Genomic DNA, 23137 nt, shown 5'->3' on the forward strand with positions numbered 1-23137 from the left:
CAACCAACAACCAACAACCAACAACCAACAACCAACAACCAACAACCAACAACCAACAACCGTTACCACATGCGGTGGCTGTGGGGGTCGCGGTCGTATTGACGACGCAGGACGTTGTCCGGCTCCTGGCGGACCGTCAAGCGGCACAGTACCGCTGCGGCCACGCCGGCGACGAAACCGCCTACGTGCGCTAAATACGCGACGCCGCCGGTCGTTTCATTGGTCGCTGCGATCGATCCGACGCTGCTGACGAACTGCATCGCGATCCACATCCCCAACACCAACACCGCCGGTATCGTGACGATCGTGTAGAAGAACACGGCGTTCACCCGGTTGCGGGGAAACAAAACCAGGTACGCTCCCATCACCCCGGCGATCGCGCCGGAAGCGCCGAGGTTCGGAATGATGCTGCCCGGATTAAATAGAATCTGCGCAAAACTGGCCGCCAGACCGGCGGCCAAATAGAACAACAGAAACCAGACGTGCCCGAAACGATGCTCGACGTTGTTGCCGAAAATCCACAAGTACAGCATGTTGCCGGCGATGTGGCCGAAGCCACCGTGCATGAACATGGCCGTCAGCAGGGTCAGGTAGATCGGCGACGGGCCGGGGGCCTGCGGAATGGTGACCGTTTGACCGCCGGGCGCGGTGCGCACCTGCGGTTCCACCAGATCCTCGCCGGTGACGATCTCGTGCGGAATGACGCTCCACCCATAGGTCAAATCCGGATTCGACAGCTGGACCAGAAACACCGCGATGTTGATCACCAGGATCGTGTAGGTCACGTAGGCGACCGTGGTCACTTCGCGGTCGTCGTCGCTGATCGGAAACAACATGGGGGCGTCTTACAGTTGATTATTTGCCGCAGCGGCTCGGCGCGTCAGCGCGGTCAGTACGGACTGCGACCAGGCCGATTCGCTCTGGTGCCCCTTGGCCATCTCGCGGCCGATGCCACCCATCTTGGGCATCACCGCGGCCGCCAGGGCGAGGACTTCCTGCGTCACTTCGGGAAACATGTTCTGCAGGGCAATGGTAACGTTCCAGGGCGGCCGAATGAAAACTTCACCGCGTCCCTGCTGACAGGCCTCGAGAATCTGCGCAGCCGCTTGCTGGGCATCCATCGCGACGCCGGGAAGTGAATCTCCGATACTGAACCACGCGTACTCCTCGCGGTGCTGGCCCTTGAAATTGGCGTTTCGCGGGCTGCCGGTCCGCATCAAGCTGGGACAGGCCGTGGTGACGAAGATGTTTTCCTGTTTGAGTTCCGCTCGCATGCCGTTGGAGACGCCCACCAGGGCGAATTTGCTGGCGGCATAGGGCAACATGTGCGGCACGGCTCGCTTGCCGCCCAGCGACGCAACGTTGACGATCCGGCCCCAGTTCTCCCGCCGCATCCAGGGCAACGCCGCCCGCGATGCGACCAACGGCCCCCAGCAATTGGTCCGCATCGAATCCTCGAAGTCCTCTTGCTTCATCGAATCCAGCGGCCCCACGGTGATGATCCCCGCCACGTTGATCAGCACGTCGATCCCGATGAAGTGATGGGCGGCTCGATCGATAAACGTTTCGACCTGCTCCGGATCGCGAATATCACAGGTCTGCCAGAACACGTCGGCACCCAACGCTTGCAGTTCTTCGGCCGCCCGCCGCAGATCGTCGTGGGAGCGGGCACAGATCGCCAGATTCGCACCCAGGTGGGCCAGTTGCCGAGCCAGAACCAGTCCTAGGCCGCGCGAACCGCCCATGATGACGACGCGGCGTCCGGTCCAGTCAAAGCGGCGACGGTTGCGAACCACACGACGGGTCAACTGGACCGCGGCCATCGTACCGGCGGCGCCGAGTGCAAGTTTGGTCAGGGCGTGCATGGTGTCGGGTTCCTCGGGAAAGAGTCTGAATCAGGCGACGTTCGTTTCAAGCGACGCTGGGCGTCCGCTGGCCACAGTTGTCGCAGGGACACGGCTCCGATTCCGAATCGTCGGTTTCGAAGTAGGTTTCGATCGTTGCCCAGCGGCAATCGCCGGCGGTGGCGTATCGCACCATCCGTTCCAGCGCGATCTGCCGGTCTTCCGAACGAAGACGTGCATCGGAGGCAATCGCTTCGGCGACCGAATCCTCCAGTTCCGTGTTCAAACACGTCCAGCGTCCGCGGCCGGCCGGCGCCGCAACGCCTCGCGAAGCCAATTGCTGCAAACAGCGTTTCAGGGTTTGCCGGCCCGCGGGGCTGATCTTCGTCAAATCGCTCAGCGAGACATTGCCTTCGGATTCGCCCCAGCGCTCGAGGCCCTGACACAACGTGTGATGGGCGGTGCGCAGCTGCGACGCGTCCAGGCTCCCGCCGGCAAACATCTTCTGCACCGCGACGTCCTCCGGATCGTACAGCAGGGTGCAAATCGCCGGCTCGCCATCGCGGCCCGCTCGCCCCGCTTCCTGGTAGTAGGCTTCGAGCGAACCGGGGATCTGATAGTGGATCACGCGGCGGATGTCCGGTTTATCGATTCCCAGCCCAAACGCATTGGTTGCAAACATCACCGCGGGCGGGCCTTCCATAAAGGCCTGCTGCGCGGCCGCTCGATCGGCCTTTTTCATCCGCCCGTGATAACACAGCGTCGGGATGGGCAAGTCGTCCAGTTGCTGGGCCAGTCGGCGGGCCGTCTTGGTGGTTGCACAGTAGACGATCGCCGGCTGGTTGGATTCCAACGAATCGTCCCGAACAAGCAACCGGCGCAGTCGCTGGTCCTTGTCTGCCTGGTCGTCACAGCCCTGCACTTCCAGTCGCAGGTTTTTCCGATACACGCCCGTCGAGACGATCTCCGGATCGCTCAGCCGCAGAGTGCGCAGGATCTCCGCAACCGTCTTGGGTGCGGCGGTAGCCGTCATCGCCAGGATGGGCGGGTTGCCCAGCCGCTGGCGGGCGTGATGCAAACACAGGTAGTCAGGCCGAAAGTCGTGCCCCCATTGGCTGGCGCAGTGGGCCTCGTCGATCACGAACATATCGACACCGACTTCGGCCAGCAGTTCACAGATATCCGACCGCTGCAAGCGTTCGGGCGTCGTGAACACAAACTCCACCTTGCCGCTGCGAATCTGCTCACGAAACTTCGCGATCTGCTTGGCGGATTTGGAACTGTTCAGAATGGCCGCCGCCGTGCCCAGTTCCGCGATGTGAGCCGCTTGGTCTTCGGCCAACGAGATCAACGGGCTGACAATCACCGTCACCCCTTCGAGCTCCAAACCGGGCAACTGGTAGCACAGGCTTTTGCCGCTGCCGGTGGGCATCAGGATGACCGTATCGCGGCCCTCGATCGCCGCGCGGCAAGCGCGTCGCTGGCCGGGACGGAACTTGTCAAAACCAAAATCTTCGATCAAGCGTGAACGAAGTCGTTTCAGGGCGTTCATGAGTGGTCCGTGGTCGTGGAAGCGGCCGAATCGGACTTGCGCCAGGTGTAGATGCGCAGCGGTGGCAGGTTCGGCCAAACCCACTGAACCGTCTCCGGAGGACCGAAGAACTCGGCGGCGTAATTAGCAACGTCGCCGCGCAACTGATAGGCGATCAGAGTGCCGCCGTCGGCCAAATTGCGGTGGACCGCTTTCATGATTTGCCGAGCCGTGTCGGCCGGCAGCGACGAGAACGGAATTCCCGAAACCACCACGTCCGGCGCGGTCATGCCGTGCACGAGCAACAACCGCTCCATCTCCGCCGCGTCGCCCAGTTCCACGTCCAAGCGTGGATCGTCGATCGCCCGCAGCGAGTGGATGAACTCCGCGGTTTTCTCGATCGCCAACAACCGGCAATCGCCGCCGGCCTGGGCCAACAACGCCGCGCTGGTTCCGCCGGTGCCCGGCCCCAGATCCACGATCGTTTTGGCTTGGCGAACGCACTCGCGATCGGCAACCGCGCGCAGCAGCCAGCGGGAACTGGGACATACCGAGGCGACTTGCGAGGGAGCTTTCAGCCAGGCGGTCAATACCGCGGCGGCCCGGTGCCAGAAAGAACGGTTGGGCAGTTTGGCAGCGTGCGTATTCATAAAGGATCCGCAGGTTTCCCCGGAGGGTTGGTTGGGAGGTCAATGGCCGACCGGATCGCGAAGCCACACGGCCCCCGCGGCGGCTCACCCGAGAGAACGCCTTGACGCATTCGCAAAAACGGTACCGTTTAAGCGATGGGGGGCGAATTGGCGCGGTAATTCTTTCTCCGGGCCGCGAGCCGAGTACGGGTACCGGGCTGTGCCCTGAGTACGCGTACGAGTACGAGTAGGAGTAGGAAGTGTCGACGCTAGCTGCGCTGAATCGCGAAGCGATGGCAGTTGATAGCCTCGGATGCCAATCCGAGGTAGAGGCTCAAAATGTCTCGAAAGTCGCGAAGCGACGACAGGTGGCTTGAGCCACCTGTCGTCGCTTCGCGACTTTCAATGGGTTGGGTTGTCGCCGACCTGGGATTTGCATCCCAGGCTGTCGACGGTCGTTGCTTCGCAACTAGCAAGCGTTGTCGTGAAGCGTTACCGCGGAATGCTTCCGGCTCTTGGGCCTAGCTGGCGGCTTGCGCGAGGGAGGCCGCGGAGGCCGCGGTGCGGTGACGACGGCGGAGCAGCCGAAACGTAGCGTAGCCAACCAGGACCGCTTGCAGCGCCGCCCAGCCCACCAGGACGCTCCACCAATGCGCCGCGGCGGCCTCTTCGGGTGGGGCCAACCACCAGCCCAGTGACACGGCCAGGCAGCCGCTCAATGCGGTCGCCACCAGGATCACTGTGGTTCGACCGAGCCCCTTGATGGTGGCGGCCAGAAGCAGTGCCGCGATATCGGCCACGGCGTACACGGCGGCAAAGCGGAGCAGTCGCACGGCCAGCGGTTCGATCTCCGCACGCTCGGCCGCCGTGAGCCCGCCGAGCGAGACCTCCAGCAGCAGATCGGGCACGATCAATAACAACAGGGCCAATCCGCCCGCCACGACCGAGCCGATCACCAAGCCGCGCCGCACCACCTGCTGCACCTGCTGCAAACCGCTCGCGGCGAACGCTTGACCGGTAACCACCGTCAGGGCGGTGGCCAGTCCGATCGCGGGAATCGACAACAATTGATAAAGGCTGAGCGCTGCCGAGGTGGCGGCCAAGCCGGTGACCGACGCCGCACCGATCGCGACCAACACGAAACTGAACAGTCCCGAACGCACCAATTGCTGGATTCCCAGCGTCGAGCCCGGACCGATGATCTCGAACATCACCGCCAGGTTCGGTTTCCAACTGGCACCGCGATGCCGCCCAAAGGATTGCAGTCGCACCAACAACCAAACGAACAGGCCGACTTTGAACCACATCGACAGGGCGGTGGCCAGGGCGGCCCCGAAGACCCCCATCGCGGGAACGCCGAGAGCGCCAAAGATGAACCAGAAATCCAGCACGACGTTCAGCACGGAACTGGCGATATTGGCTCGCAGGATCGGCCGCGTGATCCGCCGTCCCACAAAGAACGCCGTCAGCCCGGCTTCCAGCATCGACGCCGGAGCCACCAACAACAGGGTGCGGAAATAGCGAGCTTCCTCGCCGGCCAGGGCGGCCGGATGCCCAAACGCTTCGAACATCCAGCGGCTGAAAAAGGCCAACAATGCGAACGCCGGCAGACAGGCCAACGTCATCCAAACACACTGCCAGATCAACGTCCACACCCGAATCGCGGTGCGGCCCCGTCCCCGCCGGCGGCCCAGAGCCTGCGAGGCCAATGGTGTGATGAATCCCATCGCGGTGACCGGGATGCACACGATCGCCCAGTACAGATTGCCCGCGGCAACCGAAGCGGCCGAGGAGGTCGGCCCGTACCACATCAACAGCGTTCGGTCGGTGAAGAGCGTGATCGCAAAACAGCCAACCGTGGCCGCCAAAGGAACGGCTACCGCGAGGATGGCACGATAGCCATACGCATCGCTCGGCGGGCGCTGCCGCCGGGGCGACGGCCCGTTTTTTGCAGGCCTATCCACAGGTCGGGTCCGCACTTCCATGGGGCGTAGGAGTTATCAACATGTCCAGCATGTTGCGTCGAGTGAGTTCGCGCCGAACGCTTCGGAGAACGCCGCTGTATCAAAAAATGCCCTGGGCTCGCAACGCATATCGGCTGCTGCACCACTGGGCTCTGTACCTGGACCGGGCAAACGATCGCGTTCAGCGCTGCGGCTTGGTTACGACCCCTAGCGAGCGTACTCCCCCGCTTCCCGCAAAGCCGCGTTGAGCCCGCTGGCACGGGCTTTGCATTCGCTGCTCCGCCAGTTCTACGCGTCCGTCGGCCCGCTGGTTTGCCCAGCGGAGCGGATTGGACGCGATTTTGTAAAACACTGCATATCCCTGGCATTCGGAGCTTTCGGCGATGAAGATTGGAATCATTGGACACCTCAAGTTTCCGATCGCCAGACCCCATAGCGGAGGGCTGGAATCGTTCACGCAGGCGTTCGTCGAAGCGCTTTGTCGCCGGGGTCACGATGTGGATTTATTTGCCGCTGGCGATTCGGACCCCAGCCTGCCTCTGGTGCCGATTACCGAGCATGCGACGGTGCCCGAAAGCCAACGCCGACTGGGCGCGGTGGACCACCACTGGATCGAGGACGTCGAAGACGATGCCTACAGCCGGCTGATGATTCGATTGAGCGAGTCGGACTACGACGTCATCCACAACCATTCGCTCAGTCCCCTGCCCCTCCGCTTTGCCGGGATCCTGCCGAGCCGATTGCTGACCACTGTGCACGTGCCCGTTCTGCCGCGTTTGGCCAGCGAACTGCGCAGTCGCCGCGCCGAGCGGTGCGGCGATTTCGTCAACATCTCGCGGACCAACGCCGCGTCCTGGCGACCGCTGATCCCCTCGCAGACCATCATCCACAACGGTGTCGACACCCAGTTCTGGCAAGCCTGTGGCCGATCCGGCGAACGCCCCGCAGGAAGCGAACGAGCGGTATGGTTCGGGCGCATCCTGGCGGAAAAAGGCACACACTTGGCCATCGAGGCGGCTCATCGCGCGGGGCTGCCGATCGACGTCGTGGGTCCGATTTGTGACGCCGACTATTTCGAACATCGTGTTCGGCCACTGCTGCGAACCGGCGACCACTATCACGGCCATCAGCGTCACGAACGTTTGCGAGACCTGATCCGCGGCGCCTCGGTGGCCCTGGTCACGCCCTGCTGGGATGAACCATTCGGGCTGGTGGTCGCCGAAGCGGCGGCGTGCGGCACACCGGTCGCCGGATTCGCTCGCGGAGCACTGCCGGAAATCGTCGATGCCGCGGTGGGGCGTCTGGCCGCCCCAAACGACGTCCCGGGACTGGCCCGTGCCATCACCGCTTGTTTGCAACTGGATCGCGATTCCTGTTGCCGCACGATCCAGCGCCGCTTTGGCTTTGACCGCATGGTGGCCGACTACGAGCGTCTGTATCAGCAGTTGCCGGTTCGGGTTGCGGCATGACGCGTCCGCACATCGGGTTCTATGTGCATTACCACGGCCTGGGACACAAACAGCGGACCGAAGCCATCCTGGCCCACCTGTCGGCTCCGGCCACCGTCCTGAGCAGCCGCACGGTGCAGCAAAACTGGAATCGCGCTCTGGTGCGAGAGGTCGTCGACCTGGCGTGCGACAACGACGACGTGCACCAGGAGTCGCTCGAGTGCGCCGATCGAGTCCCCGCCCTGCACTTTGCTCCGCTGTGGTGCGACAACATCACGCGGCGCGTGCGGCAGTACACGCAGTGGCTCGATACGGCTCGGCCCGATTTGATGGTGGTGGACGTCTCGGCGGAGATCTCGCTGCTGACTCGCCTGGCTTCCATCCCGCAGATCGTGATGCGACAACACGGCCGCCGCGACGACCCGGCGCACCTGAATGCCTACGCGGCCGCCGTGCGGTTACTTGCGCCCTTTCCCAAAATCATGGAAGATGCGATCACGCCCGGGTGGGTGCAGGACAAGACGGTCTACCTGGACGGCTTCTGCAACCACGCCTCCAACCCGGCTGCCGCGCCCAATCGATCCGAGCAAGTCCATCGGTTCGAACAAGTCGATCGATCCGAGCAAGTCGATCGATCCGAGCAAGTCGAGCAGTTCGAGCGGCCGACGATCGTGGTCCTGTTTGGTCGTGGCGGCCAGGGTGATCCGCAGCAGCGATTGATCGAAGCCGCTCGATCCGTTCCCGATTACCAGTGGGTGGTGGTCGGCAAGGAAGGTCCCAGTGACCAGACGGCTTTGCCTGCGAACCTTCGTTTCGCGGGCTGGGTGGATAACGTCTCGGCGTACCTGCACGCGGCGGACGTGGTCGTCACGGCCGCCGGACACAACAGCGTCATGGAAGCGGGCCGGGCGCGAGCCAAGTTCATTGCCATCGCCGAACCGCGTCCCTTCGAGGAACAGCAGCGCAAAGCCGCCGTGCTGCAGCAGCAACGGTTGGCCATCGGGCTGGAGGCCTGGCCCCCAGCCGAGCAGTGGCCCGCACTGATCGACCAAGCGAACCAATTGGATCCCAAACAATGGGATGCTATTTACGCGGGCGACGGCGCCGCCCAAGCGGCCGCCTGCCTGGACCGCTGGGCCGCGTGGTCACGACAACAACGCTTGCAGGGAACCCGTATTCAACTATGAACCAACCGCGCCCCCTCCCGATCAGCGTCCTGACCATCGTTCGCGGCCGCCAACAACATCTGCTGAATCAACGGCGGGGATGGCTAGAGTCGGCGCATCGGCCGGCCGAGTGGATCATCGTCGGCATGGACCAGGACGTCGACCTGCCGGCCGTCGACGGCCTGCCGATCCGCACCTCCCGCATCGACGGCGATGGCCGGCATCTGCCCCTGGCGCGAGCTCGGAACCACGCGGCGGAGCTTTGCCAGAACGAGCATTTAATCTTTCTGGACGTGGACTGCATCGCCGATGCCGACATGCTGGTTCGGTTTAATCGTGTGCTGGAGGAGGACCCGCGATTGTGGATGGGCAGTCCCCGGTACCTGCCGGCCGGTGCAAGCGATGGCGATTGGCAACTGGATCAATTGGCAGGCCGCGCCGTTCGTCATCCCCTGCAGCCCGTTCTGCCGGCGGGCGAGTGCGAAGCCAGCGACCGGTATGAATTATTTTGGTCGCTGTGCTTTGCGACGACGGCAACCGATTTTGCTCGCAGCGGTGGTTTCGACGACTCCTTCGATGGCTACGGCGGCGAAGACACCGATTTCGCCTTCACGGCCAAACAGTGCGGAATCCCATTCGGCTTTGTCGACGCGGTGGCCTATCACCAACACCATGCCGTCTGCAAACCGCCGCTGAACCACTTCGAAGCCATCGTTCGCAACGCGCGGCGGTTTCGCCAAAAATGGGACGAGTGGCCGATGCGGTCGTGGCTGGACGCCTTCGCGGAGTTGGGGTTGATCGCCTTCGACGCCGAGCGGGATCAGCTGGACGTCCTAGCGCACCCGACGCCCGACCAGGTCGAGCAAGCCAAGACATTAACCCCGGCCGGATTCTGAATTCCACCCCAGGCGAAGGCACGAGAGCCGTAGCTGAAGTCGCCAGACTTTGGGTGGTGAGTGGCGAGGGGCGAGTAGCGAGGGGCGAGGGGCGAGGGGCGAGTGGCGAATCGTATTCGTGCTTGATTTGAGATTTGAGATTTTCTGACTCCGGCGGATTCTATGTACGTCGGCATGAATCTTTCGGTGAAACCCCGCGACAACACCCTCCCGCGCAGCGGGAGGGTCGGGCTCTTAGGCCCGGGGAGGGCCCTACGAAAACCCTCTCCGGGCGGTAGAAGGCAATGTTTTCTCCCCTCTCCCCCGCTGCGCCGCGAGCGTCAGCGAGTGAAGCAGTGGTGGGAGAGGAGAGAAAACGATTCTATATGCGGGAACGGACGTTCCCGAATCGCGGAGCGCCGGCATGCGTCCCAAACTCTGGCGAGTTCAGCTACGAGGGCGCCTCTACCTCCGCGAGACCACGCCGACTACCTCCGCAGAGGCCGAGCGGTTTAGAATGGAACGTCTTGACTGCTTCTCGTCGCCCTCTTCGCCGGACCTCGTTCATGTCGGATGACTCCAAACACGACGACACGGTACGCGATCTGGACCGTTTCGCTTCCGACGACGCGAAACCGGACGGTTCCTCGAAACCTGCTGCGGGCGCCGAAGCCGGTGGAGCTTCGCAGCTGCTGGCCTGCCCCCTGCAACCGGGCAGCCAGTTTGGACGCTACGAGATCATCGAAGCGATCGATGCCGGCGGTATGGGCATGGTCTACCGGGCCATGCACCGGGCCCTGAACAAACAGGTCGCGTTGAAGGTTATCTCGCCCAATCTGCGGTTCGATGCCCGGGCGATGGAGCGTTTTCTGCGCGAGATGAAAGCGATCGGCCGGCTGGAATCCCACCCCAACGTGCTGCACGCCTACGACGCCGGCGAGGAACACGGCGTCCAGTACTTGGCCACGGAGTTTATCGAAGGCGTCCAGTTGGGCGAGCTGCTCCGCAAACTCGGCCCCCTATCGGTCAGCGAAGCCTGCACGATCGTGTCCCAAGCTGCCGTTGCGCTGGAACACTTGCGAAAGCACGAACTGGTCCACCGCGACATCAAACCCACCAATTTGATGCTCACCCGCGACGGCACGGTCAAACTGGTCGACATGGGACTGGCGCTACTGCGCGACGATCAGAACGACCAACTCACCTCCTTTGGCGAAACCATGGGATCGGTCGACTACATGGCGCCCGAACAATGGAAGGACAGCCACAACGTCGACTGGCGGAGCGACGTCTACAGCCTGGGATGCACGTTCTACTGTCTGTTGGCCGGCCATGCCCCGTACAGCAAACGGTACCGCGGTTCGTTGGCCAAACTGCGAGCCCATCTGGATGCGGAGTTCCCGGACATCCGCGAGGAACGCTCGGATGTTCCCGAGCGGGCGGCGGCGTTGATCGCCGGAATGGTCTGCAAGGACCCCGACCGCCGCGTCGTCGATTTGCCGGAGATCGCCGAGCAACTGTCGATCATCGCCGCGGGCGACCTGCGGAGTTTGGCCGAACGAGGTTTCGCGAGCGGGCTGGCGGCCCATCCACCCAACTCGCAGATCGTGGCCAGCCAACAGCAACCGATCGACTTGCCCCTGGACGAAGCCGGATCCGGTGCGGACAGCAACGCCGAAACCCGTACGTTCCACATGCCGCTTGCGGCTGGGTCCAGGAAGCGTTCCAACAGCGCGCTGGTCGGATGGGCTTTTGCGGCCGTGGCCGTAGTCGTCCTGGGCGCAGCGCTGTGGATGCTGGCCGATCCGCCCGCCCGTCGGCCACCTCTGCCGGCCGATCGGGTCGCGGCAGAGGGTGTTTTGCCCGACGGTGGTTCGCCGGAGGGTGTTTTGCCGGAGGGTGTTTTGCCGGCGGATGGTACCGTCGACGATGGTACTCCGGCCGAGACGGTCGCTCCGGCGATGACCGTCATTGGGCCCTCGGGCCCCACACACCCGCCGCGCTCACTGAACGGGATGAGCGATACGGTTCACGGCCTGACCTTCGTGGCCGGCATGGACCGGTTGGCGGCGGTGTCCAAGGAAGGTCGCCTGTGCCTGTACGACTTGAATGATCCCACCGAACCGATCCACACGGTCTCGGTCAGTAGCGCATCGGCCGACGAAGTGGTGTTCGATCCGACCGGCCCGCATCTGGTAGTCGCCAGCGCCGATGGCTGGCTGCGTCGGCACGCCCACGACGATGGTCGCGCCCTCGAGGACATCGTCCAGCGAACCGCCGGCTTGACCGGACTGGCTCGCGTGCCCGACCAACAGGCTTATCTGACCACCGACTGGAACGGCGATGTCTGGCGATCCGACTGGAACGAGGACGCGGTCGACGACGTCTTGATCGCGCACCGCAGCGATGCCCTGTACGACGTGGCGATGTCCCCCGACGGACGCTGGATGGCGTGGTGTGGTCGGCAGGCCGAGGTGACGTTGTACGACACGACCAGCGGCGTCCAGCGAGACCTGCAAGGACACACCGACTGGGTGGTCGACATCGAGTTTTCACCCGACGGAACAACCTTGGCCTCGGCCAGCCACGAAGGCAAAGTGCTGCTGTGGAAAACCGCCGACGCCACGCTGCACGACCGCATCGAGTTTGTCGTCCCCCAGAGGTTGTGTTATCTACCGAACTCGTCCTACCTGGCGATCGGAGGCCGCGGCTCGCAGTGCGAAGTTTGGGACACCGCCGCGGTCCAGTGCGTGCTGCGACTGCCCACCCGTTACCACATCGACAGCTTGGCCGTGGATGCGGCGGCCGAACACTTGGCCGTGGGCTGTAACAACGGCACGCTGACCCTGTGGCGTCTGCCGGAATTCCTCTCCCTGGACGCGGACGCGGTCACACCGCCGGATTGAACCGCCGACCGGCTAGCTTGCCGGCGCCTAAACGGCTCAATGATGCGACCGGCCGTGAACGCGGCGATGGATGTATCGCCAGATCGCCTCCGGCGTGCAGTGCTCGGCAAAAAACGCTTTCGCCGCTTGGCCGATCGCCGCGGCTTGTCGCCGGTTGTCCGCCACCCACTGGACTTTCTCCGGCAGATCCGAGTAATCGTCCAAGATCCCAACGTAGTGCACGCCGGCCTGCGGCCGTTGCTCCAAGCACGTCGACCACAGATCGGGACTGATCACGCACACTCCCAAAGCAAACATCTGCTGTACGCTGCGGTCCAGGATGTGAGGATGCGAACCCGGTATGTGCACCACGGCCAACGACGCGGCGCACTCGGCAAAGTACTGATCCTGCGGTACGAAGCCGGTTTGCAAACGCTCCGGACAGGCCGCCTGGAGTAATCGCAGGGCTCGCCGCCGCCGCTCGACCACATTGGGCAAACGATTCTCCAGAGACGAATGACGGTAGATGATCGCATCGCCGGCGGCCGTGTATCGCAAGGATTGCCGAGCCCGCTCGTACTGCTGCCAATCCCAGAAACTCCAAGGCGGAAACGAACCGAGGTTCGGAAAAGGAACGAAGGCCGGCGTGTGATGAAAACGCAGCCAATGGGCGTAGGCCGATGACAATTCGTCGACCAATAGGTAGTCGGAATAGTCGATGGCGACGGGTTGCCCATCGACGCGAATCTCGAAACTGCTCCATCCCAATTTTCCCAAGCCGTCGGAGATCTGACAGCGAACGCGGCTGGCAAGCGCCGTCAGCGTGCCGCGAACATACTTCCAATAGCCGGCGTTGAATTCGCAGTCGAAGATGGTCGGCGGCGGCAGGGCCACGGTTCGAGGCAGTTCTCCGGCGGACACGGTCGAATCATTCATTGCGACGTCGGGAGCGAAGCGAAACGGCGTGAACTGCGGGACCGCCGCCTGGGGCTGGGCGAGACGATCTCCTCGAGGTAGTCCGCCCAGCGGCTGCACATCGCTTCGCTGGTAAAGTGCTCCACGGCGATCTGCTGGGCCCGCCGCGCGTTGTCGCGGCCCGGTTCGCCGTGAGCCCGCACCACGGCGTCGGCCAGTTCGCTGGGCGAAGCGTCCAGCGGTACCTCAATCGTCAATTGGCCATAGCGCTGCTGCAGCTCCGGCAACGACCCCACGGCGGTCGCCACCACCGGTACGCCCGCGATCCAGGCTTCGATCAACCCCAGACTGAAGGCTTCGCGGTGGCTGGCCAACATGAATACATCCAGTCCGGCCAACGGGTCGCCGATATGTTCAACCGACGGATGAAACCGCACTCGCTCCGGCGCAATCTCTTGTGCGAGGTCGCGCAAGCGCTGGGTCGTGGTTTGGTCACGTGGGGTCGGTCCGCCGTAGTAGATCGCCCGGTAATTCTCCGGCAGCCGGGCAACCGCCTCGATCGCCGCTTGCGGGTTCTTCTCGGCGGAATGCCGGCCGATATACCCCACCGCGATATCTTCGTCTGCCAATCCCCACGCCTGCCGCATTCGACCGCGTCCCTCCAGGGGCAGACAACGCGCCCGATCGGCACCGTTGTACAGGACCTGGATCTCGTGATCAGCGGCGGCGGCCGAGCGGAAGTGAACGCGAGCGGCTTCGGATACCGCGGCAAGATGCTGGGCCGAGGCAAAGCCGTTGTGATCAGGCCGAGCCGGCTCGGTGGTGTGCGAAGTTTGCACGACGGGAATCCGCAGATCCGGAGCGTACCGGCGCGGGTCGACGCCACCCCAGGCCACCAGAATGTCCGCGTCGCGGCAGGCCGCCCGAATGGCGTCGCCGAAGTGCTCGTGGATGTCGTGGAAGTAGCGTTGGGCCAAGCGTGCCGCTCCCGGCTGTTGATTCCAGCCTCCATCGTGGGTGTGAACCGTTACGTGCGACGCCAAACGCCGGCACAGGTACGGATCCAATCCGCCCCAGCCGCTGACCACCGCACCGGTCCACTGCAACCGCTCGGGGTCGGCCGAAGAGGCCAGCGACACGATCCACATTTCCGCGCCGCCCATCGTCAGGTTCGGCGTTAAGAGGGCCGCTTTGACCATCGATTACCTCAGAAAAGAAAGCATCGCTGCAGAGGAATCGCCGGAGGATAACCGCCGCCGGCGTCTGCCTAGCCTGGCGAGTACGCGCCGCCCTGCCCGGCGATGCACCCGGGAATCAAATGATCCGAATCGTGAACGCTTCCCAGGCGTCCGGCACCCGGCCCAGGGCGTCCAGCGCCGATCCGCCCTCTGAAACCGCACGCCAGTAGCCGTCGTGATAGGTGCGGATCGCGACTCGACCATCGCCGAGTGATTCGAGCGTGAAGTGCTCGTGCTCGGCGGCTTCGCAGCGATCGGCGACCAAGGTTTTTTCCCTGCCACAGTCGGCCCGCACATAGCGCCGGGGCTGGGGGTGCTCGTCTATCGTACGTAGCGCAAAGTGACCGTCGGACTGCTCTTCCAGGATGAAACATTCCCACGTATCGGCAATCGTGGCACCCGCGTCCAGGGTCCCATCGCCCGCGGCCCGAACGTAGTGAACGCCATCGGGACAGAGGATGTTAACTCGCATCTGAGGCCTCGCTGCAACAAGTCCGAAAAGGGGGCTCGAAACACTACCGCAGAGGCATCATAGTTGCTAGCGAGCCGCAATGCGAGCAAAGAAATTTTCGCCAGCGCGAAGTCCCAACCACGGGTGCGAAGCGCAAAGCTCTGGAAAGGTGATCGAGGGGGCAGCGGCGGTGTTTCCTGTCGTCCCTTCGGGGCTAAACGCAATTGGGGGCACCCATATCATGGGCTGACGCTTATGGCTACATCTCGGTCGCCACTTCGTGGCTGCTGCGCTGGACGGCTGAAGGCCGTATCTAGGATCCGGTAGAGTCGGCAGATCTCAAATCTCCTGACTCTAACGGATTCTATGAATGAAGAGATTCGTTTTCTCCCCTCTCCCCCGAAGCCTGGCGAGCCTAAGCGAGTCAGGCTTCGGGGGAGAGGGGTCGGGGGTGAGGGGGATTGCAGAGCAGCACCACCATTACCGTGTCTCGGTGCGGGGCGCGGCTTGGAATTGTACGCAATGAGTCATTCCGTTGCACCTGAGCCCCCTCACCCCCGGCCCCTCTCCCACCACTGCTTCACTCGCTGACGCTCGCGGCGCCGCGGGGGAGAGGGGAGTAAACGTTGTATTTTATCCCGCCAAGCCGCACATCGAATCCGGTAGAGTCGGCAAATCTCAAATCGAGCACTCGCTACTCGCTACTCGCCACCCAAAGTCTGGCGACTTCGGCTACGGGTCGGATCACCAACAACCAACCTAACCCGACTGCTTGGCCAAGTCGCGCAGCGGCCGCGGCAGTGGAAAGACGACGTTCTCTTCACGCATCGTCTGGTGCTTGACCTCGGCGTCGAAGTGCTGGCGGAGGTATTCGACCGTTTCGTTGACGACCGATTCGGGGGCGCTTGCGCCGGCGGTGACCAGTACGGTCATGCCTTTTTCGAACATGTCCAGCCGCAGGTCCTGTGGCCCATCGACCAGGTAGGAGGGTCGTCCGTCGTCCCCGCCGAGCTCACGCAGGCGTTGGCTGTTGCTGCTGTTCTGGCTGCCCAGCACGACCACGGCATCGGCCTGTTGCGAGAACGCCGCAACGGCTTCCTGGCGATTCTGCGTGGCGTAGCAGATGTCGTCCTTGGGCGGGCCGGCGATGTGGGGAAACCGCTTTCGCAGTCGGCAGATGATGCGACCGGCATCATCGACGCTGAGCGTGGTCTGGGTCAGGTAGGCCAAGCGGGTTTCGTCGGCGATTTCGAGGGCGTCGACGTCCTCTTCGTCTTCGACCAGAACGATCGCTTCGGGAGCTTCGCCCATCGTGCCGATCACTTCGTCGTGTCCTTCGTGACCGATCAAAATGATGGTGTAGCCGGCTTTGGCGTACTTGATGGCTTCCAGATGCACCTTGGTCACCAACGGGCAGGTCGCATCGATCGCGTTGAGGTTTCGCTGTTTGGCGATTTTGCGGATCTCAGGCGAGACCCCGTGCGCACTGAACAAAACATTGGCGCCGGTGGGGATTTCTTCCAGATCGTCGACGAACACGGCCCCTTTTTCTTGGAACGAGCGAACGACGAACTGGTTGTGCACGATTTCGTGGTACACATAGACCGGCGGGCCGAAACGCTCGAGGGCCAGTTCCAGGCTTTCCACCGCCATATTGACGCCGGCACAAAATCCGCGCGGGGCCGCAAGGATTACTTTCATGAAATTCTTCGAAACCAATCCAGGGTTCGTAGGTAGAATGCTCGCCGGTAACGGTTCGGCAGGAGACGCTCCGCGGCGAGATGCCTTCGAGCCAGATGTTCTCGAGCGGCCGGATGCAGTCCCTGGTCCTTCACTTTAAGATATACCGGCAAGCTCGTTTCGGATACCGCTTTTCCGTCCGTTGCCTTCCTTTGCCGCGGCCCATCGCTATCGGATTCACCACCGCCACCGTCCTGTCCAGCCCCCCCCGCGACGCCTTGCAGCGGCGTTCGGAGGCGTATTGCCGTCGCTTGGCTCGCCGGCACTACGAAAATTTTCTGGTCGGCACGCTGTTTTTGCCCCGCCGGATCCGTCAGCATTTTTTCAATGTCTACGCCTACTGCCGGATCGCCGACGACCTGGCCGACGAATCGTCTTCGCCCGCAGCCGCCATGGCCGCCCTCGCCCGCTGGCGGGAGGGCATGCGGCAGTGCGCCGACGAGCGAACTCGGCGGGAGCGGCTGCCGCATCCGGTGTTCGTAGCCCTTCGCGCAACGCTGCGACACTTCTCGCTTTCCAGCCAACCGTTCCTGGATCTGTTGACCGCCTTTGAACAGGACCAGAGCGTCCGGCGGTATGAGACGTTCGACCACTTGCAAGCCTACTGCCAGAACAGCGCCAACCCGGTGGGCCGCATCGTGCTGCGGCTGGCCGCCGTCGATTCCGCCGAGACCGATGCGCTTTCGGATCGGGTGTGCACCGGTTTGCAGCTGGCCAATTTCTGCCAGGACGTCCGCCGCGATCTGGCGATCGATCGGGTTTACCTGCCGGCCGAGGACCGGCGGCGGTTTGGGGTGCGCGTCGAAGATTTGCAAGCGCCGCGGGCCAGCGAACCGGTCAAACGGTGGCTGCGATTCGAAGTCGATCGCGCCGAAACGTTCCTGCGCAGCGGCCTGCCACTGGCCGATCGGGTACCGCGCTGGCTCCGCCGCGACATCGGCTTGTTCGTCCACGGCGGGCTGGCCACGCTGGAGGCGATCCGGCGGGCCGACTACGACGTCCTCGAGCGGCGGGTGACGGTTTCGCGATGGCAACAGTTGCGGTTGGTCGGCCGCGCCGCGGTGGGGAGGCTGTGATGGTACCCGCCGTTTCGGTGCGTTCCAGTTACCGCTATGCCGCCCGCATCTCGCGTGCGTCGTCCAGCAATTTCTACCGCTCGTTCTGGTTGCTGCCGCCAGGAAAACGTGCGGCGATGCACACCCTGTACGCGTTTGCTCGCGTCACCGACGACCTGGGTGACTGCAGCGCACCGATGGCGATTCGCAAACAGTGGTTGCAGTGGTGGCGGCAGGCGACGGCGCTAGCCCTGTTGGCCGACACGCCCGAGCGCGGCCTGCCCTTGCCGGCCAACCCGCCCTCGGTGCCCTCGACGACGCATTTCCATCCGCACCTGCAGACGCGGGCCGCCCAGTTGTTGCCGGCCGTCAACGACACGGTTCGCAGGTTTGCGATTCCGTCGAGTCACGTGCTGGAGATTATCGACGGCGTCCTGGCCGACCAACAGAAAACCCGCTTCGACACGTTCGAACAATTGGAACATTACTGTTACCTGGTCGCCTCGGCCGTGGGCCTGTGCTGTTTGCACATCTGGCAGTTTCGTGATCCGCTTCCGCAGGCGGCGGCGGTGGACTGCGGCGTGGCGTTTCAGTTGACCAACATCCTGCGCGACATCCGCGAAGACGCCGCTCGCGGACGCATCTATCTGCCGCGCCAGCACTGGCAACGACACGGCCTGTGCGAAGACGACTTTCTGGATCTTCGCAGCGACGACCGCCTCCGCTGTTTGATTTTGGAGGAAAGCCAGCGGGCGGCGCTGCTGTTTCAAAGCGGTTGGCAGGTCTGGGACCAAATCCATCCCGACGGCCGGCCGATGTTCAGCATGATGTGGCGAACCTACCGCCGGCTGCTGGAGCGGATCGAGCGAGATCCGTTGTCGGTGGTATCCCGCCGCGTACGGCTGGGCTGGGGCGATCGCCTGGATCTGCTGGCCAGCCATTTCCTTCGCTGGAAGTTCCGCCGGTTGCCGGTTCCGCCCGTGGAGATGCAGCGTTGAGCCGACCTCGGATCGCGGTGGTTGGAGGCGGATTGGCCGGGATGGCAGCCGCCTGGGCGCTGGCAGACCGCGCGGCCGATGTGACCGTGCTGGAGTCGCGGCGCAGCCTGGGCGGCCGCGCCGGATCGTTTGCTGATCCGCGGACGACCCGCGACGTGGATTACTGCCAGCACGTGGCGATGGGTTGCTGTACCAATTTTCTGTGGTGGATGCGGCAGACGGAACTCTTGCAACATTTCCGCCGCGAAACCCGGCTGACCTTCCTGGCCCCAGGGGCTCCGCCCAGCACGTTCGCCGCCACGCCGTGGTTGCCGGCACCGCTGCACCGGACGACGGCCCTCGATCAACTGCGCTTCCTTTCCCGAGGCCGGCGAGCCGAAGTCCGGCGGGCGCTGTGGCGATTGATGCGCACGCCGCCGCACAGCACCCCAGGCACGATGGGCGACTGGCTGCGGCAACAGGGCCAGTCCGACGAAGCGATCGAGCGGTTCTGGGATGTGATCCTGGTCAGCGCCCTGGGCGAAGTGGCTCGGCACGCCGCATTCGCTCCGGCCCGGATGGTCTTGATCGAAGGCTTTGTGGCCGCGCCGCGAGCCAGCGATGTGTGGATTCCCCAGCGGCCGTTGGCCGATCTGTTCGGCGTCCGCTTGGCCGGCAACCTACAGCAACGCGGCGTCCTGCTGCGAACCGGCGTCCCCGTGCGTTCGATCCAGCAAAGCGGCGCGGGCGGTTTTCAAATCCACACGCCCGGCGATTCGGCCGCATTCGATCGCGTGGTCCTTGCCACGGCCTGGTTTGCGCTGCCTCGCCTGTTGGGCGGAACTCCGCTGCAACACGCCGTCGACAACTTGCCGGCGCTGGGAAAGTTGCCGGCGGCGGCGATCAGCGGGTTGCATCTGTGGTTCGATCGTCCGCTCTCGGAGCTTCGCCACTGCGTGTTGCTGGACGGGCTGGCCCAGTGGCTGTTTCGTCCCGACTTTGGCAGCGTCCAAGCGGCGGAAGCGTTCGAGCACTATCATCAGGTGGTCGTCAGCGGCTCGCACTCGCTCCGCGGAATGCCGGACGAGCAGATCCTGGCAACCGTTCTGGAAGAGTTAAAACGGCATTTCCCGGCCGCCCGTCAGGCTCGGTTGCTGCGGCACCGCCTGGTCAACGATCCGCGAGCGGTGTTTTCGATTCGGCCCGAAGTCGAAGCGCTTCGGCCGCCCACCGAAACCGGTGTGGAGGGTTTGGTCCTGGCCGGCGATTACACCCAGACCGGTTGGCCCGCGACCATGGAAGGGGCGGTGCTGAGCGGCTTCCGGGCCGCCGATGTGGTGGCTCGCTCGCTGGCCTTCCAGCCGGTCCCGATCCAGTCGCCCCTACGGCGCGGCCGCCTGGCACGGTGGTTGATTGAGTAGGCTGGGACAGCCGAATTGTTTTTTTCTAATTTCTCGGCTGGGACAGCCGAGCTACTGAGTTTTTCTCGGCTGGGACAGCCGAGCTACTTTAGTTTCAGGTGTCTCATTTCTTCGCTGGTGTTGGCGACGCTGGGGTTTTCGAGCGTGCTGGCCACCTCGGCGCTGAGGATCGCGGCGAACTGGCGTCGGCTTTCGGCCAGCACCCGCTTCACTTCCTCGAGGTCCACGGCCCGGCCCGCCGACGTACTGACCTGCGTGGCCAGCATCGTTGCGGTGGCATGCGAATTGCGGCTGGCCGCTTCGAGGACCGTGTAGTGCAGACTGCCGGGCGTCTTGTGCTGGACCTGCTCCAGCCGCCGCCAAGCCAGTTGCAATAGCCCGCTGCGCCAGTGTCCCAGCCACACGCTGGACTCCGGATCGAACGCGTCGCGATCGAACGGCTTTCGCTGGTCCGCCCCCGCCCCACGCTGGCCCGTGTCGTCGTGCGGCGTCTGCGGTGCTTCAGCCCTGGCGACCGCAACCTTGGCGGCCGACCGCATGCCACGGGTGAGAAAGTCGCGCAGCCGCCCCTGGCCGAGATGGCCGTAGCCCCTTTGCACGAGGTGGCCGATCAACAGCGTCAGCGCGTGGTCGCTGAGCGATTCCGACCCCAGACGATGGATCAGGTACCGGCGCATCGGGGAGACATAACGCAGCACAAAACCGGCCGCGTTATCGGCCTGGGTCCAGGGATGCGAGGGCCGCACCGCGGCCGTTTGCGAAGGTTCGTCGGCCGGCTGGTTCATGGCTGCTTGGCACCTCCTTGCAGAGCCAACCCCGGGGCCTGTTCGGGGTCGTGTTCTTTGGATGCGAAGCGCAGCGGTTTGTCCTGGCCGCGGCTGCGCACCAGGACGATCGTCAGGGCGTCACCGGCGTCGCGGACCGCGTCGTCCAGTTCCGGCCCGACCAGCCGCACCGCATCGGCTTTGTCCTTCAACAGGTTGCCGGAATTGTCCGCGGTGATGGTTCCCAGAAAAGCCAGCTTGCCCAAACCCGACGCACTGGGTGTTTCGGACCACTGCAACGCGTCCTCGCCCGTTTCGCTCCAGAGCGCGGGGACCGCGCCGCCCACCGCATAGGCGCGGATCTCAAACGGCCCGGTCGCGGACTTATCCAGCAGCGTCAGCAGCAGCACGGCGTTCTGCAACCGGTCGCGCAGCCGGTTCACGCGGCCGAGATCGAAGCGCAGATAGATATGTTGTTGCCGCGGCGGCGGGCCGCCCACCAGGCCGGCCAGCGTCAACGCTTCGGCCGACCCGGCGTCGCCAGCGACAGACGTGCCGACGGTCGTGTCGGCCCCCGTCCCGGCCCAAGAGCGCAGGGTCTCAAAACCGGTCAGCGGTCCCTGGGCTAAATTACGGACGATCTGCAGTTCGGTTTCGGCTTCGGCGACCGCTTCGCCAGCGGGTGTCTCTAACGAAACGATCGCGGTGTAGGTTCCCAGCGGGATGGAATCGGTTTCGATGCGAAAGGTCAGGGCCGTGCGTTTACCGGGTGCGGGTAACTGTCGCGGCCGTCGCCGCAGCGGCAGGGCGTACCCGCTGCGGCGAACGCCGTCGTCGCCTTCGAGGTACAAGCGACAAACGGCAACCGTGCTTTGGCGAGCGTGCAACTTGGCCGGGTCTTCGCCGGGCCCGGAGGCGGAATTGACGAGGTGGAAATTCAATGTTGCCAGTTCGCCGCTGCCCACCCGCGTTTTGACCGCGGTCAAACCCTGCAGCTCCAGCGGCCGCAGCGATGCGGTGGTAACCGCGAGTTTCGACGGCTTTGTGGCGGGCTTGGCACCGGTTACAGCGGTCGAGGCGCCGGCCGGCCGCTGTCCGCGGGCTGATGGATCATCGTCGCGAGAGCCTCCACCGAGCAGCAGAACCGTAGCGCCCACCAACAACAAGATCGCCAGCACTGCTCCGGCGATCGCGCCGACTTGGAGCGGGGACCACTTTGCCCGTGCCGGATCTTCGTCCGCCGCGGGCGACGTTCGGCGGCCGGCCGGTCCGGTCGCCGGTGCCGCTTCGGTGACGATCGACAAGGCCGCATGACTATCGGACTGGATCAATCGGGCTGCATCGGCCAACTCTTGCTCCAGGGCCTCCGCCGAAGCCGGGCGTTCGCGGGCTTCCTTGGCCAGCGTCCGGTCGATCACGTCGGCCAGCGGGCGCGGGACATCCGGATGGATGTCGCGGACCTTCGGAACGGGGTGCGTGATGATCGAAACCAGCATCAGCGGAATCGACTTGGTCTGAAACGGCAAGCGTCCTGTACACAGTTCGAACAACACGATGCCCACGGAGTACAGGTCGCTGCGATCGTCCAGCGTTTCGTTGCGGGCTTGTTCCGGGGACAGATAGCCAGGGGTTCCCACCACACTGCCGCGACCGGCCAACTGGTCCATCGGTCCGGCGGCCAGGGCCAAGCCAAAGTCCAAAACCTTGACTCGGCCACCGGGTTGTTCGATCCACAGATTGGCCGGTTTGATGTCGCGGTGGATGATTTGTCGCTGGTGTGCCGCGGCCAAACCGTGACAGATTTGCCGGCCCAGGGAAATGATGTGCAGGTAGTCGCGCTCGGGATCCTGGAACTGCGACGGTTGCAGGATGCCGCCCTTGAGCAGTTCCATGGCCATGAAGGGCGTCCGGTTGTGCTCGCCCACCTCATAGATCCGCACGACATTGTCGTTATCGACCGCCGCCATCGCGCGAGCTTCTTCGAGAAAGCGTTTGCGACTGTTGGGCGTGGCGGCGAATTTGTCGTTCATTACCTTCAGCGCCACCCGGCGCCGCAGCCGCAGATCTTCGGCCAGAAAGACCCGGCCCATGCCGCCCACCCCCAGCGTGTCCAGCACCCGGTACGGTCCCAGCCGCCCCAGCTCGCCGGGCTGTCGAGCTGGGTCGAGGAAATCGATACTGCTGGGGGGTGCATCGGCCATGGAGCCTAGTTTAACCGCTGCGTCCGGCAAGCT

Annotated in this window: 18 protein-coding genes; 7 read left to right on the top strand and 11 right to left on the bottom strand. The window is 64.0% G+C overall.

Annotated elements, in window-relative coordinates; all coding sequences use genetic code 11:
• Positions 1-62: 62 nt before the first annotated feature.
• The 5 genes from GE027_RS03605 to GE027_RS03625 all read right to left on the bottom strand — a co-directional run bounded on the left by GE027_RS03605 (position 63) and on the right by GE027_RS03625 (position 5989).
• Positions 63-836 carry a rhomboid family intramembrane serine protease gene (locus GE027_RS03605; RefSeq protein ID WP_202617320.1) on the bottom strand — a complete coding sequence of 258 codons (774 nt, stop codon included), beginning with the start codon at positions 834-836 and terminating at the stop codon, positions 63-65.
• A 9-nt stretch (positions 837-845) separates the two neighbouring features.
• Positions 846-1865 (bottom strand): SDR family NAD(P)-dependent oxidoreductase, encoded by a 1020-nt coding sequence (locus GE027_RS03610; protein ID WP_153555817.1) that lies wholly within the window; start codon positions 1863-1865, stop codon positions 846-848.
• Between the two features lie 46 nt (positions 1866-1911).
• The gene (locus tag GE027_RS03615; protein ID WP_153555818.1) at positions 1912-3396 is read right to left on the bottom strand and encodes a RecQ family ATP-dependent DNA helicase; all 1485 of its coding nucleotides are present in this window, start codon (positions 3394-3396) and stop codon (positions 1912-1914) included.
• A complete protein-coding gene (locus GE027_RS03620; RefSeq protein ID WP_153555819.1) occupies positions 3393-4025 on the bottom strand; it encodes a class I SAM-dependent methyltransferase in 633 nt (210 codons plus the stop codon). The genes GE027_RS03615 and GE027_RS03620 overlap by 4 nt, the downstream gene beginning before the upstream one ends.
• 500 nt (positions 4026-4525) lie before the next feature.
• Positions 4526-5989: an MATE family efflux transporter gene (locus tag GE027_RS03625; protein WP_153555820.1), complete on the bottom strand. Its 1464-nt coding sequence runs from the start codon at positions 5987-5989 to the stop codon at positions 4526-4528.
• 362 nt (positions 5990-6351) lie between these two features.
• Between GE027_RS03625 and GE027_RS03630 the strand changes: the two genes are divergently transcribed.
• From GE027_RS03630 to GE027_RS03645, 4 genes are all read left to right on the top strand, one after another.
• Positions 6352-7437, top strand: a complete 1086-nt coding sequence (locus GE027_RS03630; RefSeq protein WP_153555821.1) for a glycosyltransferase family 4 protein — start codon at positions 6352-6354, stop codon at positions 7435-7437.
• Positions 7434-8603: a glycosyltransferase gene (locus tag GE027_RS03635; protein ID WP_153555822.1), complete on the top strand. Its 1170-nt coding sequence runs from the start codon at positions 7434-7436 to the stop codon at positions 8601-8603. Before GE027_RS03630 ends, GE027_RS03635 begins: the two co-directional genes overlap by 4 nt.
• Positions 8600-9478, top strand: coding sequence for a glycosyltransferase family 2 protein (locus GE027_RS03640; protein ID WP_153555823.1), 879 nt, complete (start codon positions 8600-8602; stop codon positions 9476-9478). Before GE027_RS03635 ends, GE027_RS03640 begins: the two co-directional genes overlap by 4 nt.
• A 545-nt stretch (positions 9479-10023) precedes the next feature.
• Positions 10024-12363, top strand: coding sequence for a serine/threonine-protein kinase (locus GE027_RS03645; protein WP_162006558.1), 2340 nt, complete (start codon positions 10024-10026; stop codon positions 12361-12363).
• Positions 12364-12399: 36 nt separating this feature from the next.
• Here the strand turns inward: GE027_RS03645 and GE027_RS03650 are convergent, their stop codons facing one another.
• The 4 genes from GE027_RS03650 to ispH all read right to left on the bottom strand — a co-directional run bounded on the left by GE027_RS03650 (position 12400) and on the right by ispH (position 16647).
• Positions 12400-13278: a glycosyl transferase family 90 gene (locus tag GE027_RS03650; RefSeq protein WP_153555825.1), complete on the bottom strand. Its 879-nt coding sequence runs from the start codon at positions 13276-13278 to the stop codon at positions 12400-12402.
• Positions 13275-14456, bottom strand: coding sequence for a glycosyltransferase family 4 protein (locus GE027_RS03655; RefSeq protein WP_153555826.1), 1182 nt, complete (start codon positions 14454-14456; stop codon positions 13275-13277). Before GE027_RS03655 ends, GE027_RS03650 begins: the two co-directional genes overlap by 4 nt.
• A gap of 115 nt (positions 14457-14571) precedes the next feature.
• Positions 14572-14967, bottom strand: a complete 396-nt coding sequence (locus GE027_RS03660) for a fascin domain-containing protein (protein WP_153555827.1) — start codon at positions 14965-14967, stop codon at positions 14572-14574.
• A 738-nt stretch (positions 14968-15705) separates the two neighbouring features.
• Complete coding sequence (ispH, locus tag GE027_RS03665; RefSeq protein ID WP_153555828.1) at positions 15706-16647, bottom strand: 4-hydroxy-3-methylbut-2-enyl diphosphate reductase; 942 nt, start codon at positions 16645-16647, stop codon at positions 15706-15708.
• 191 nt (positions 16648-16838) lie between these two features.
• Between ispH and hpnC the strand changes: the two genes are divergently transcribed.
• From hpnC to hpnE, 3 genes are read left to right on the top strand one after another with little or no spacing between them, the layout of a single operon-like run.
• Positions 16839-17762: a squalene synthase HpnC gene (hpnC, locus tag GE027_RS03670; protein ID WP_237607242.1), complete on the top strand. Its 924-nt coding sequence runs from the start codon at positions 16839-16841 to the stop codon at positions 17760-17762.
• A complete protein-coding gene (locus GE027_RS03675) occupies positions 17762-18739 on the top strand; it encodes a phytoene/squalene synthase family protein (protein WP_153555830.1) in 978 nt (325 codons plus the stop codon). Before hpnC ends, GE027_RS03675 begins: the two co-directional genes overlap by 1 nt.
• Positions 18736-20139: a hydroxysqualene dehydroxylase HpnE gene (gene hpnE / locus GE027_RS03680; protein ID WP_153555831.1), complete on the top strand. Its 1404-nt coding sequence runs from the start codon at positions 18736-18738 to the stop codon at positions 20137-20139. Before GE027_RS03675 ends, hpnE begins: the two co-directional genes overlap by 4 nt.
• A gap of 83 nt (positions 20140-20222) precedes the next feature.
• Here hpnE and GE027_RS03685 read toward each other — a convergent pair whose 3' ends face one another.
• Positions 20223-20924 carry a hypothetical protein gene (locus tag GE027_RS03685; RefSeq protein WP_153555832.1) on the bottom strand — a complete coding sequence of 234 codons (702 nt, stop codon included), beginning with the start codon at positions 20922-20924 and terminating at the stop codon, positions 20223-20225.
• On the bottom strand, positions 20921-23104 hold the full coding sequence (locus GE027_RS03690) for a serine/threonine-protein kinase (protein ID WP_153555833.1): 2184 nt from the start codon (positions 23102-23104) through the stop codon (positions 20921-20923). Before GE027_RS03690 ends, GE027_RS03685 begins: the two co-directional genes overlap by 4 nt.
• Between the last annotated feature and the right edge of the window lie 33 nt (positions 23105-23137).

This window comes from Roseimaritima sediminicola, from assembly GCF_009618275.1.
In the GTDB taxonomy this organism is placed as follows: Bacteria; Planctomycetota; Planctomycetia; order Pirellulales; family Pirellulaceae; genus Roseimaritima; species Roseimaritima sediminicola.